The sequence below is a fragment of the Paenibacillus sp. FSL R7-0179 genome (genome assembly GCF_038002265.1).
Classification (GTDB): domain Bacteria; phylum Bacillota; class Bacilli; order Paenibacillales; family Paenibacillaceae; genus Paenibacillus_AQ.
In genome coordinates this window covers 272914-285986 of the sequence record NZ_JBBOCC010000001.1, presented here as the reverse complement: position 1 = coordinate 285986, position 13073 = coordinate 272914, and the positions used below count along the sequence as shown (strand labels likewise).

The following is a 13073-nucleotide window of genomic DNA, read 5'->3' as shown; positions in this document are numbered from 1 at the left end:
CGACTACATTCAAATTCACTTTCCCTAGTAACGCTGTACATACCGCCAGCCAGGGCAGTAATTCTTCACTGTATTTCCATAACATAGTTACCGGCTCCCGGCAGCAGTGAATCGTTAGACATTGCTCATCTGCTGGTATTACGTACTGTCATAGCCATGAGCTTGTTTCCGCTACCTTTGCACCATGCGGGTATTCCCTCCACCCCTACCACAGCCAGCCCAAAACCTTAAAACAGAGGGACCCCATTTCCTTGACGCTGAGAATTAACCATGAGTATAATGAATCCAATAATCAAGGGAGGCAAGTAATGAACAAGCCAAATGAAATAATTGTTGTTCTGGATTTCGGGGGACAGTATAACCAGCTTATCGCGCGCAGAATTCGTGACCTGGGGGTATACAGCGAGCTTCTGCCGTACAATACACCGATGGAGAAGATTAAGGCCTTATCGCCCAAAGGGATTGTATTCTCAGGCGGGCCAAGCAGTGTCTATGCGGAGAATGCACCACATGTAGACCCGGCGATTTACGAGCTCGGGCTGCCGATCTTCGGAATCTGCTATGGGATGCAACTGATGGCTCAGCAGCAGGGCGGCAAGGTGGAACGCTCCGCCAAGCGCGAGTACGGCAAAGCAGATGTGGAATTCGCACCCAGCTCTGTGCTGGCAGCGGGCCTTGAGAGCAAGCAGACCGTATGGATGAGCCACGGGGACCATGTAGTGGAGCTTCCGGAAGGCTTCAAGCTGGATGCCGGTACAGAGAGCGCGCCGATTGCAGCCATGAGTAATGATGCACGCAAATTCTTCGCCGTTCAGTTCCATCCTGAGGTGCGCCACTCCGTGAAGGGGAATGAGATGATCTCGAACTTCCTGTACGAGGTCTGCGGCTGCGAAGGCAAATGGACGATGGAGTCGTTCATCGAGGATGCTGTTAAGGACATCCGGGATAAAGTCGGCAACAAGAAAGTGCTCTGCGCACTCAGCGGCGGCGTAGATTCCTCTGTGGTGGCGATGCTGATTCACCGGGCGATCGGCGATCAGCTGACTTGTATGTTCATTGACCACGGCCTTCTGCGCAAAGGTGAAGCGGAGAGCGTCATGGAGACTTTTGTCGGCAAGTTCGATATCCATGTTGTCAAAATCGACGCCCGTGACCGCTTCCTCGGCAAGCTGGCCGGTGTCTCCGATCCTGAACAGAAACGTAAAATCATCGGCAATGAGTTCATCTACTGCTTCGACGAAGAATCGGCCAAGCTGGGTGACTTCGCGTTCCTGGCCCAAGGTACACTGTATACCGATATCGTAGAGAGCGGTACAGCAACGGCGCAGACGATCAAGTCGCACCACAATGTAGGCGGGCTGCCGGAAGATATGAAATTCAGTCTGATCGAGCCGCTGAACACCCTCTTCAAGGACGAAGTCCGTAAGCTGGGCGAAGAGCTGGGCATGCCGCATGCGATCGTATGGCGTCAGCCTTTCCCGGGTCCGGGTCTTGCGATTCGTGTGCTGGGTGAAGTGACCGAGGAGAAGCTGCAGATCGTCCGCGATTCCGACTATATCCTGCGTGAAGAGATTGCCAAGGCGGGTCTCGACCGTGAGATCTGGCAATATTTCACTGCTCTCCCTAATATGAAGAGTGTCGGCGTAATGGGGGACGAGCGTACTTATTCCTACACCGTAGGTATTCGTGCGGTAACCTCGATTGATGGCATGACCGCCGACTGGGCGCGTATCCCTTGGGATGTGCTGGAGCGTATCTCTGTGCGCATCGTCAACGAAGTGGACAACGTGAACCGCATCGTGTACGACATTACCTCCAAGCCGCCAGCGACAATTGAGTGGGAATAGACATAGGTTAAAATTAAAACTCTCTTCTACCGGCAGGCTTCTGCCAATAGAAGAGAGTTTTTTGTCGGATACGGTACCGTTCTTTAAAAGATCGTCAAAGCTGTTCCGCTTGTATTTCTAAACGATTTTTTTAATATTTCTCTTTTGAAGAAAATATGTAATGATGCCAAAGGCGGCGCCTGTGGTACACCAGAGCAGAATATTGAACAGGCCGATGTCAATCTTCTCGCCAGCTAACGCCGGGAACAGGAACTCCATCAGGATGAACATAGTGATGCCCCACTGGGCACCTGCCAAGAAATACTTTTTCTTCAACGCATTAATGATTTGTTCATAATCTGCATCTGATTCATATTCCGTATCGGCAACTCCGGTTTTTCGGAGCCGGATAAGGATGTAGTAGGCTAAGAACTGCTGCACAATGAACAGAGCCATCGTTCCGAAGGTGAATGTGTGGTGTATGGTATCCATAATTAAGCTGATAAGCATAAGACCGGACGTCAGATATAAGGCATGCATACAGGCACCGGCAAGAATTCTATGAATCTCTCCCTGCTGATACTCATCTCTTTCCTCGGAATATCCAATAAAGGGCTTCAGCATTCTCTTCTCTATTTTATTCAGCATGATTGTTTACCTCCCAGAAAAGTGTATTCAAATCAGAGTTCAGGGCCTTGGCCAGCTTAATGCACAAATCCAATGAAGGATTATACTTGTCATTCTCAATCAGATTGACCGTCTGCCGGGCAACTCCGACCTCCTTCGACAGGGCAAGCTGCGACAAGCCGGCGCGTTTTCTGTATTCGGCAACCCTGTTCATATCGATTCCTCCTTGATGAAAAGTCATATATATATGACTAACTCTATGTTCATGGTACTCTCCATAAGTTTATGTGTCAATTATATATGACAAAAAAAGAACTCCAAAACCCTATATTAAGGTTTGGAGTTCTTTCTGCTTAGGAGGACAGCTACAAGCTCTTCATCTCATAAATCTTCTCAAGCGTATCCAGACACTCTGTCTTCTTGTCATCACTATCCGTATGGAGATATCCCTCCACCATCCGGTATCCGAATACGAGCAGGATGAATTCGTAGACGCAGTGGCCGGCAAGAGGGGCAATCTCTCCCGCATATTCCGCGAAGCCCCGGTAATAAGCAGGGACGCAGCGCTGATAGTATTCAATCATGTGATCAAGATCCACCTCATCCGCAATCAGGCTGGCGATGTCCTCGCCGAGGTAACCCCAGCCCGAGGTATCCCAGTCGATCAGCGCGATGGTCCCGCCAGTATAGATGATGTTGGTTACCCAGAAGTCCCGGTGGCATAATACCAGAGGCAGGCGTTCAATCCGGGCAAAAATATCATCTGATTGCTCATCGATATCGATGAGCATTTGCCGGATATGCTGCGGGAATTCGCATTCCTCTAAGCGGATATAGTCGTAGACAACCGGCCATGACCGGTAGTGCAGATACGTATTTTTCATGAGGTCCGCATGGCTCAGGTTGGTCAGACTCTGCAGCACTTCAGGCTGCTCTGCGTACAATTTCCCTTGATAGCGTCCCAGCTCCAGCGCTGCCTGTTCATACATGTCACCGGTCAGCTCCAGGCCGGAGCTGCCATCCATATATTCCAGCCACAGCCTCATTTCATCCCCGGCTTCATTCATCTCGGCATGATAACACACCGGCCAGCGGAAAGATTCCGTGAAGGTTGCACCGAGCGGCGAAGCGTAGAGGTCATATTCCCGCCGCCAGGAATGCGGATCATCGTAACGCTCCCATTTCTTCTGGATTTTCAGCACGATCCGGTAAGGCAACTGCGCTCCTGCAGCCGTTCCGGCCGTTCCGGTAATCAGCTGCACATCTCCCAAGGTCCCGCCATGCAGCTGTAACGTCTGGTAATCAGCAGCTGTAATCGTTGTTTTAAAAAGCTGGGATAGAGCAATATATAAAGCTTCTTGGTTTATCTTCATTTGTATCGTCCTCCGTGTTTCTTCATTTGCTTGCGCTGCATTGCAGCTGACTGATTGCGGGCATCCTTGCCCCTGAGATAGTTAGTTCTGTCCTGGACGAACCGGTTCTCCTGCAGCTGTGAGTTGTAACGCTCCCAGCGTTCACGCGTCAGAGAGCCCTCCGCCAGGGCAGCGAGTACCGCACAGCCCGGCTCCGCCTCATGGCGGCAATCCTTGAACCGGCACGCAGAGAACCATTCCTCGACATCGCTGAAGCCGGCAGAGATGCCTTCCTCGGCGTCGAATAATCCAAGCTCCCGCATCCCGGGCGTATCAATCACCATGGCGCCTGAGGGGAGCTTGAACAACTGGCGGTGTGTGGTGGTATGGCGTCCCCGGCTGTCTTCCTCCCGGATGGCACTGACCTTCATAACATCCCGTTCCATCAGGGCGTTGAGCAGCGACGATTTGCCTACCCCGGACATGCCGAGGAAGACGACAGTCGAACCTGGATTAAGATAGGCATCAAGCTCATGCAGCCCGTGACCGGTACGACTGGATACTGCGTGCACCGGCACATCCGGCATGCTTTGCTGGACTTCTGCCAGAGGACGGCTCCAGTCTTCAGTAAGGTCTGCCTTGGTCAGAATGACCACCGGCCGGCCGCCGCTCTGTCTGGCCTGAGTCAGGTAGCGCATCATCCGGGTAACATTGAAATCCCAGTTCAGGGAGGACAGAATAAATACATAGTCAAAGTTGGTGGCCACGACCTGCTCCAGAATGGTTTTGGTATAGCCTGCGGCATGACCCGAATAATTCGCACGCGAGAACTTGGAGCGGCGGGGGAGAAGCGTAACGATAAGCGAATCACCGCTCCCATTCGGGCGCAGCAGGACGAAATCCCCCACGCAAGGGAAGTCTTCACGGGATTCCGCAATATGATAGAACGTGCCTTTGAGTACAGCGGTCAACTCGCCCCGCTCAGTGATTACCGTGAAGCGCTCCCGCCGGAGCTCTGTAATTCTGCCGGGTAGCAGCCCGGCGGGAACTTCCTCTATTTCGGTGTAGCCATAGGTTGTAAGATTAATCATGTTTTTGGGTGCAGCTCCTTTTAAAGTTGTTTTGTGGACGCAAAAATGCCGCGGAACAGCAGCCTCAAATAGAAGCTACTGTTCAACGGCATTAAGACGCAAAAAGATACGACCTTTATCGTATCCCCTAAACAGCAATATTCACGAAAGGTTACTTGGGATGGCATACCAAATAATACGGGCTTTTCCCCGTCTTTTTCAAAAGCATGCCTGCTATGCAGTTTTAAACTGAAACCACCATATAAGTAGTAGCCAATTAAAACATCCCCTTTCGGATAAGGAACTTGTTAGAAAAATGGATTGCTTATCGCTAAGCTAATTCAGGTTAACATATTTTGGCGCGCTAATCCATGTAGAGTTTAATTATAATTAATCTAGTGCGGAACGATCTGCATTTATGCTGCAGTGTTTGGCGGATTCTCCCTGAACCGAGCGGGATTTGTCATGAAAATGTTCAATTTACGAACATTTATGTAAACTTAACGGCCAATGTTCGTATTTGCCATTGACAAGGCATGTCATCTCCCCCTAAAATGATAAAGCGCTACAGCAAATATATTCGTATAATTCCGGGGATCGGCCCGGAAGTCTCTACGAGGTCACCGTAATGACCTGGCTACGATTAAGAAGAGCAGCTTGCTCAGGGATGACCGGCAATTGTCCGGGGTTCCGGGCAGTGATCTCTTTTTTCGGGCCGGTGTCTTCCCAGATGCCGGCTTCCTGTGTTGCTGTATTGGCACAACATACAACCTTAGGGGGAGAACCATTTGAACCGCTTTTTCAAACTGAAAGAGAACGGCACCACAGTACGTACAGAGATCATGGCCGGTATAACCACGTTTATGGCAATGGCTTATATTCTGTCGGTTAATCCAAGCACGCTGACTGCCTTCGGCCGCATTGATATGGGCTGGTATTCCGTATTCCTTGCGACAGCGCTGGCAGCCGGTATTTTCACCATTGCCATGGGGGTATTCATTAACTTCCCGGTCGCTCTGGCACCTGGTATGGGCCTTAACGCATATTTTGCATCCGTAGTCTTATCCTCTGCCACCACTGAACATGAGTTCACCTGGCAGATGGGTCTTACCGCCGTATTTATCTCCGGGATTATCTTCATCCTCCTGACCATTACCCGGGTCCGGCAAATTCTGCTTACTGCCATTCCTGACAGCCTGAAGCATGCAATCACTGTCGGTATCGGAATGTTCATTACCATTATTGGCCTGAAGAACAGCGGACTGATGACTATCGGCGTTGAAGCAGGAAGTGATATCGCCGCTAACAAATTTACAGATGTACTTTCTTTTGAAACTGTAATTCATATGGGCAGCCTGGAGAACACCAATGTTCAACTCGTCATTATCGGCCTGCTGCTGATCTCCATCTTAATGGTACTGCGTGTTCGCGGTGCTATCCTGTTCGGAATTCTCGGAACTACCGTCGCTGCAATCCTCATGGGTGCTGTAGATTTCAGCTCACTGAGCAACCCGCAGACGCCATGGATTCCTGATTTCACACAGCTTAACTTCTGGGAATTCGACTGGGAAGGCATTATGCACACCGGTATCGTATCGGCGATTGCCACCTTTACCTTCGTAGAACTGTTCGATACCTTCGGTACGCTGGTGGGTACTGCTGAACGTGCCGGAATCATGAAGAACCCTGAAGAGGGCAAAAAGCGTGTCGGCAATGCCATGTTCGTAGATGCGGTAGCTGTTGCGGGCGGTGCGATGCTGGGGACTTCCACTACTACCGCTTATGTTGAGAGTGCAGCCGGTGTTGCTGAAGGCGGACGTACGGGTCTGACTGCAGTAACTACAGGGATCTGCTTCCTGCTTGCTTTGTTCCTGGCTCCGGTAGTCGCATTGATCCCAGGTCCGGCCACAGCGGCAGCGCTGATTATTGTCGGTGTACTCATGGCTCAATCGATCCGTGACATTGACTTCCAGGACATGGTACTGGCAATTCCGGCCTTCCTGACCTTTGTAATCATGCCGTTTACGTATAACATTGCTAACGGGATCTCATTCGGGATTGTTACTTATGTTATTCTGGCTTGTGTTGCGAATATCGCCGGCAAGAAGAAATATGATATCCACTGGATGATGTGGGTGCTGGCGGTGCTGATCATTCTGCGTTATGTTCTGATCGGCAGCCAAGGCTAATAAGCTCCCCGGATTCTGGCTTCCATTCTGCGGTCTCTTCATTATATGAAGAGGCCGTTTTCTTTTTATTCTTGTAAGGGGGGAGCCGCCCGGGAGAAGCTGGGCTTTACCCTTTTCATTAACCAATATTTAGATTATATTGTTGAAGAGGTGATTAATGGTGTCCGGTGTATTCAATCGAGTGTACAAGTCCTTCCTTAGCCAGCCCTGGCCGGCGCTGCTGTTCCTGCTTGGGGCAATAGTCCGTATTCTATTCATAACTTCTATTCCACCGGGACTGAATCAAGACGAAGCCTCTATCGGCTATGATGCCTATGCCATTTTGCACTACGGAATGGACCGGAATGGTGTTCATCTGCCGATTCATTTAATCGCCTGGGGCAGCGGGCAGAATGCGTTATATGCCTACTTGTCTATGCCGTTCATTCTGTTGTTCGGACTAACACCGTTATCTGTAAGGGCGCTTAGCCTGATCATGGGACTACTGGGCATGCTTTTTTTCTATCTCATTATGAAAAGACTGTCGGCCTCGCCTGGAGCCGGGACCGCTGCTATGTTCTTTATCGCCATTAATCCGTGGCATATTATGATGTCCAGGTGGGCGCTGGAATCGAATCTGTTTCCTACGTTGATATTGATAGCCGTATACTTTCTGCTGCGCGCCTTTACGAATCCAAGGTGGTTGTATGCCTTTACCGGCATGCTGGCTCTCTCGCTGTATGCTTATGGAACAGCCTACTTTTTCGTCCCGTTATTTGCGCTTGGTACGGCAATTCTTCTATTATATAGCAAGGTCCTGCGGCCCCGTGCCTTGGCCTGGAATTTTGTATGGTTTGCGGCACTGGCGCTGCCTATATTGCTATTTATTATCATAAACCGTTACGCTATGCACGATATAGCTACTCCGCTGTTCACGATTCCGAAGCTTACGACGCCGCGCGTGGAGGAGATTTCATCCGTGTTTGGAGGCAGGCTGTGGCAGGCGGCTGCGGATAACTTTAGGGCCTTCAGCAGGCTGATGTGGAGCGGGAGCGACGGCTTGCCCTGGAACTCCATCTCTCCTTACGGGTATGCCTACCCGCTGGCGTTGCCTTTTGCGCTGCTCGGCCTGATCGTTCTCCTGCATTCCTGGTGGACAAGCCGTCGGGAGAGGGGGGGTGCCGGCAGGGGAGCCGTGCTGCTCTGGTTCCTGGTGGCGGTGCTTATGGCGCTGATTACAACTGTGAATATTAACCGGATTAATATTATTTTTTATCCGTTCATCATGCTGGTAAGCACCGGATTCGTCTGGCTGGCAGGCAAGACCAAAGGCATAGCCATCCTGGCCGCAGCCGGATTCGCCGTGATGTTTATTTCATTCTCCAATACGTATTTTCGCGATTTTCCTGAACAAATCGGTCCAGCCTTCTATGAATCCTTTGGGGAGGCTGCTCGGTATGCTTCGGAACATAGCACCGGTGAAGTCTATCTTACGAACCAGGTGAATATGCCTTATATTTATGTACTGTTCTATGAGCGGATCAATCCGCATGATTTCCTGAAGTCTGTTCAGTATGCCAATCCGGGAGAGGCCTTTCAGCGGGTTTCTTCCTTTGGAAGATACAAATTCGATGATTTGAACAGGGTGCCTGCGAATGCCGCATATATCTATGCGAATAGTGCTGCGCCGCCTGCGGCAAGCTCCGGTTCCAGAGTGAAGCGTTTCGCCAACTACAGCGTACTGCTCACCAGCGAACAGAATGGCGGGTCTCAAGACACATCCAAGACTGCTGCAGGTGAATTTGTGAATGGCGGATTTGAGGAAGGGACAACGGGCTGGTCCTTCTCTGCGGGAACGGGAGTGGCCGGCAACAACCCCTTTACCGGAAGTAAGCTGGCATATCTTGATGCCGGAGCGGAGAGAATTGTATCGCAGAGTTTTACCGCAACAGCCGGTGAGTACAGACTAACCGTTATGACCAGTAGCGGCGGCAGCGGCGGTAAGATCGGCATTCGGGCAGCCGGTAAAGTGCTTGCCGAGGCAGAACTGCCTGCGGGGGATGCTTATCAACAGGTCACACTTCCTGCGGTCACTCTGGAGCAGGGGATACAGGCAGAAGTATACATAACCGGCGGTAATGGCTGGATTAACATTGACGAGGTGAGGGTAGAACGATGACCAAGAATGTACGTGCAGCGGCAACCGTTATACTAATGCTCTTCTTATTTATTCTTCCTGTAACAAGCATTTATGCCGAAGGGAATCTATTGCAGAACCCGGGCTTTGAAGAAGGGGAAGAGGGGGCACCGGCAGGCTGGAGCAAGGACATGTGGATTGCCGGAGATGCGGCAGGCTCTATATCCGTTCAGTCCGAAGAGGTTCATTCCGGCAGCAAAGCGGCGGTTATCGAGAACCTGGAGCCCAATCACCTGAAGTGGGTGCAGACCGTTACCGTTGTGCCGGATAGCTACTATAGAATCTCTGGATATGTCAAAATAGCCAGCATCGCAGGCGGGGGGATCGGGGCCAACATCTTCCCGGTAGGCATCGGGGGCGGTTATCCCGCTACCAGTGATACCGGCGGTGAATGGCAGCGTCTGGAGTTCATCGGCCAGACCGGCAAGGAGCAGACCGAGATCGGAATCGGCGCTGCGCTCGGCGGCTACGCCAATCTGGTTCAGGGCAAGGCCTATTTCGATGATCTGTCCGTAGAAAAGCTGGATACAGTGCCGGAGGGATCGAATATCATCTCGCTGGACAGCGGAGCCCAGGCTCCCCCGGCAGATGCGGACGGAGGAAGCAAGCCGGAGGAAGTGCCGCATAAGGTATCGCCGGCCAAGCTGCTGCTGCTTTCCGGAGCATTCTGCCTGTTCTTTGCTTTTCTGTACACAAGAGCCTTCCGCAGTGAGCGTCTGCTGAGACAGGAGGATGTTATCTACACCCGCTGGCTGTACGTTTTGTTCGGCGCGGCATTCATCCTGCGGATCTGGATCGGCCTTACGGCACAGGGCTACAAGAATGATATGAATACCTTCATGGCCTGGGGCCAGCGCCTGACTGACCTTGGACCGGGGAAATTCTATGAGGAAGGTTATTTTGCTGATTACCCTCCGGGGTACTTATATGTGCTATATCTGCTGAGCCTGCTGCGCGGATTGTTTAATTTTGCGGGCGGATCAGGCGCCGAGACAGTTCTCTTCAAGCTGCCTGCAATTCTCTCTGATCTGGTGCTTGGCTGGATCATTTATAAGAGTGCGCGAATCAGGCTCGGCTCCGGGCTGGCTATGGGGCTGATGCTGCTGTTCCTGTTCAATCCGGCTGTGCTGATGGACTCGGCAGCCTGGGGGCAGGCGGATTCCTTTTTCCTCATCTTTCTACTGCTCAGTATAATGGGGGTTGTCGATAAGCGCTTTGTACGTGCAGCGATCTTCTTTGCCGTCGCTACATTGATTAAGCCGCAGGCACTGATTTTCACACCTGTGCTGCTGCTCGCCTTCTACCATCACCGGGCCTGGAAGCAGCTTGCGCTGGGAGCCCTGTACGGACTGGGGATTTTTCTTGTCCTCGCAGCTCCGTTTTTCTGGAACAATGGAGGGTTTGCAGGCTTAATTAACCTTTACAAAAGCACACTGTCCTCCTATCCGTATTCCACAGTGAATGCCTTCAATCTGTATGCCTTGACTGACCCGATGTGGTCGGCGCTGGATGTGACCTGGCTCGGCATCCCTTACCGTATATGGGGCTTTATTTTCATCCTGGTTGCAGTTGCACTTGCTGCGTATTATTCCTTCAATACCAAGGACCGCAAGGATCTCTCCAAGTCCTACTTCATCGCTATGGTGCTGATCACGGTTGTCTTCGTATTCGGTACCAAGATGCATGAGCGTTACTTGTATCCGGTACTGATCCTGTCCTTATTCGCCTTCATGGAGAGCCGGGACCGGCGGTTCCTGACCCTGTTCCTCGGTTTCTCCCTGACTCAGTACATCAATGTTGGTTACACACTGGCGTACCTGAATACCGGAGGAAATCCGCCGGCTGACGGCATTGTTCTGGTTACAGCTATTACCACTATCATTCTTGCGATATATCTGCTCTATATTGGATACGATGTATATATCCGCCGAACTGCGAAGCTTTTGCCTGAACCGGTTACTCCCAAGGAGGCGTACTCAGCAGATTTACTGCTTGCAGAAGGCATTAAGCCGCTTGCTCCTGCTGAGCGGCGTTCTCCGCTGAGGCTGAAGCGCAGAGACTGGATCTGGATGCTCGGTATCACCGCCTTGTACGGGGCGCTTGCCCTCTATCATCTGGGTGATAACAAGGCACCTGAGACTCTGTGGGAGCCGGCGGCCAGCGGCGAGAGCTTCTATGTGGATCTGGGGCAGGCCCGTCAGCTGGAGCGGGTTAATGTCTTCGGTGGTGTCGGAACCGGGAAGTTTCAGCTGGAATTCAGCCAGACCCCTGATAATTGGAGCAACCCGCTTGAGGTAAGCGAGGATGTCGGCAATGTCTTCATCTGGAAAAGCCAGCCGCTTAACGTATCCGCAAGATATGTCAAGCTCTCGGTTACATCTCCAGGCTTCACTCTTAATGAGATGGCCTTCTATGAGCAGGGGGCACCGAAGATTCCTCTGACCATAGCAAGCGTAACACCTGATTCGGGAGCAGCTAAAAGAGGAACGCCGGCCAATTTGTTCGACGAGCAGTCCGTCATTCCGGAGAACTCTAATTTCATGAACAGTACGTATTTTGATGAGATATATCATGCCCGTACAGCTTATGAGCATTATCATAATATTGTGCCTTATGAGAACACGCACCCGCCGCTTGGCAAGCTGCTGATCGGGGTAGGGATGGAGCTGTTCGGCGTCAATCCGTTCGGGTGGCGGATCATAGGTACCTTGTTCGGGATTGCAATGCTGCCGCTGATCTATATCATGGCTATACGGTTGTTCCGTAAGACTACCTATGCGGCGCTGGCAACAGGATTGTTCGCTCTGGACTTCATGCATTTCACCCAGACGCGGATATCAACCATCGATGTGTACGGTGTATTCTTCATTATGCTGATGTTCTATTTCATGCAGCGGTATTTCACGATGAACTTCTACCGGGTGCCGCTGCGGACAACGCTTGTTCCGCTGTTCTGGTCAGGACTGTTCTTCGGCATCGGGGTTGCTTCGAAGTGGATCGTGATTTACGGAGGCGCGGGACTTGCTATTATGCTTGCGCTGGTACTGTTTGAACGCTACAGGGAATACAAAGCTGCCGGACGTCTGCTGGCTGAAGGCAAGCTGGGAGGGCAGGAGCTCAAAGCCGCCTGCAGGACTGCAGATCAGTCCTTCTGGAAGAACACGATCATCACGCTGGCCAGTTGCATCGGATTCTTCGTCATCATTCCGGGAATCATATACAGCTTGTCCTTCATTCCTTCACTGTCTGCGTCGGCAGAGGGCTTCACCCTTAAGGGCCTGATTGATGCCCAGAAGAATATGTATAACTATCACAGCCAGCTTGTAGCAACACATCCGTTCGCCTCCTCCTGGTGGGAGTGGCCGTTCATGAAGCGTCCCGTGTGGTTCTTCAGCGGCGGCGAAGGCTTACCCGCAGGCAAGACGAGCAGCATAGTTACCATGGGCAATCCGCTGATCTGGTGGACAGGAATCTTCGCGATGCTGGCCGCCGTATGGTTCACTGTGAAGCGCCGGGACAAGAACCTGTACATGATCTGGATCGCCTTCTTCTCACAATATGTTCCCTGGATGCTTGTACCGCGTGAGACGTTCCTGTACCATTACTTTGCGATGGTGCCGTTTATGATTCTATCCATTGTGTACATTATGAAGCTGCTTGACAGCAGGTTCCAGGGTGCCCGATATCTGCGGTACGCCTATGTTGCGGCTGCTGCCATCCTGTTTGTGATGTTCTATCCGGTATTATCCGGCATGCAGGTGAACAGCAGTTATATCATTCAAGTACTTCGCTGGTTCCCTTCCTGGGTATTCTAGGAGGGGAGCTGTAACGAG

The 13073-nt window shown here is 51.5% G+C and carries 8 protein-coding genes and 1 riboswitch; of the genes, 4 read left to right on the top strand and 4 right to left on the bottom strand.

Annotated features, from left to right (window positions below; translation table 11 throughout):
- The first annotated feature begins 308 nt into the window (after window positions 1-308).
- Entirely contained in the window at window positions 309-1847 is a 1539-nt protein-coding gene (gene guaA / locus MKX63_RS01170) for a glutamine-hydrolyzing GMP synthase (protein WP_341014711.1), read from the top strand.
- Between the two features lie 117 nt (window positions 1848-1964).
- Here the strand turns inward: guaA and MKX63_RS01165 are convergent, their stop codons facing one another.
- The 4 genes from MKX63_RS01165 to rsgA all read right to left on the bottom strand — a co-directional run bounded on the left by MKX63_RS01165 (window position 1965) and on the right by rsgA (window position 4896).
- Complete coding sequence (locus MKX63_RS01165; RefSeq protein ID WP_341014710.1) at window positions 1965-2474, bottom strand: DUF3278 domain-containing protein; 510 nt, start codon at window positions 2472-2474, stop codon at window positions 1965-1967.
- On the bottom strand, window positions 2464-2667 hold the full coding sequence (locus MKX63_RS01160) for a helix-turn-helix transcriptional regulator (RefSeq protein WP_341014709.1): 204 nt from the start codon (window positions 2665-2667) through the stop codon (window positions 2464-2466). The genes MKX63_RS01165 and MKX63_RS01160 overlap by 11 nt, the downstream gene beginning before the upstream one ends.
- A gap of 151 nt (window positions 2668-2818) precedes the next feature.
- Window positions 2819-3826: an aminoglycoside phosphotransferase family protein gene (locus MKX63_RS01155; RefSeq protein WP_341014708.1), complete on the bottom strand. Its 1008-nt coding sequence runs from the start codon at window positions 3824-3826 to the stop codon at window positions 2819-2821.
- Window positions 3823-4896 (bottom strand): ribosome small subunit-dependent GTPase A, encoded by a 1074-nt coding sequence (gene rsgA, locus MKX63_RS01150; RefSeq protein ID WP_341014707.1) that lies wholly within the window; start codon window positions 4894-4896, stop codon window positions 3823-3825. The genes MKX63_RS01155 and rsgA overlap by 4 nt, the downstream gene beginning before the upstream one ends.
- Window positions 4897-5435: 539 nt before the next feature.
- Window positions 5436-5535, top strand: a riboswitch (purine riboswitch).
- A 128-nt stretch (window positions 5536-5663) separates the two neighbouring features.
- Here rsgA and MKX63_RS01145 point away from each other — a divergent pair.
- The 3 genes from MKX63_RS01145 (at window position 5664) to MKX63_RS01135 (ending at window position 13055) form a co-directional block, all read left to right on the top strand.
- Window positions 5664-7064 carry an NCS2 family permease gene (locus tag MKX63_RS01145; RefSeq protein WP_341014706.1) on the top strand — a complete coding sequence of 467 codons (1401 nt, stop codon included), beginning with the start codon at window positions 5664-5666 and terminating at the stop codon, window positions 7062-7064.
- Window positions 7065-7245: 181 nt separating this feature from the next.
- The gene (locus MKX63_RS01140; protein WP_341014704.1) at window positions 7246-9222 is read left to right on the top strand and encodes a hypothetical protein; all 1977 of its coding nucleotides are present in this window, start codon (window positions 7246-7248) and stop codon (window positions 9220-9222) included.
- Entirely contained in the window at window positions 9219-13055 is a 3837-nt protein-coding gene (locus MKX63_RS01135; protein WP_341014702.1) for a glycosyltransferase family 39 protein, read from the top strand. The genes MKX63_RS01140 and MKX63_RS01135 overlap by 4 nt, the downstream gene beginning before the upstream one ends.
- Window positions 13056-13073: the final 18 nt, after the last annotated feature.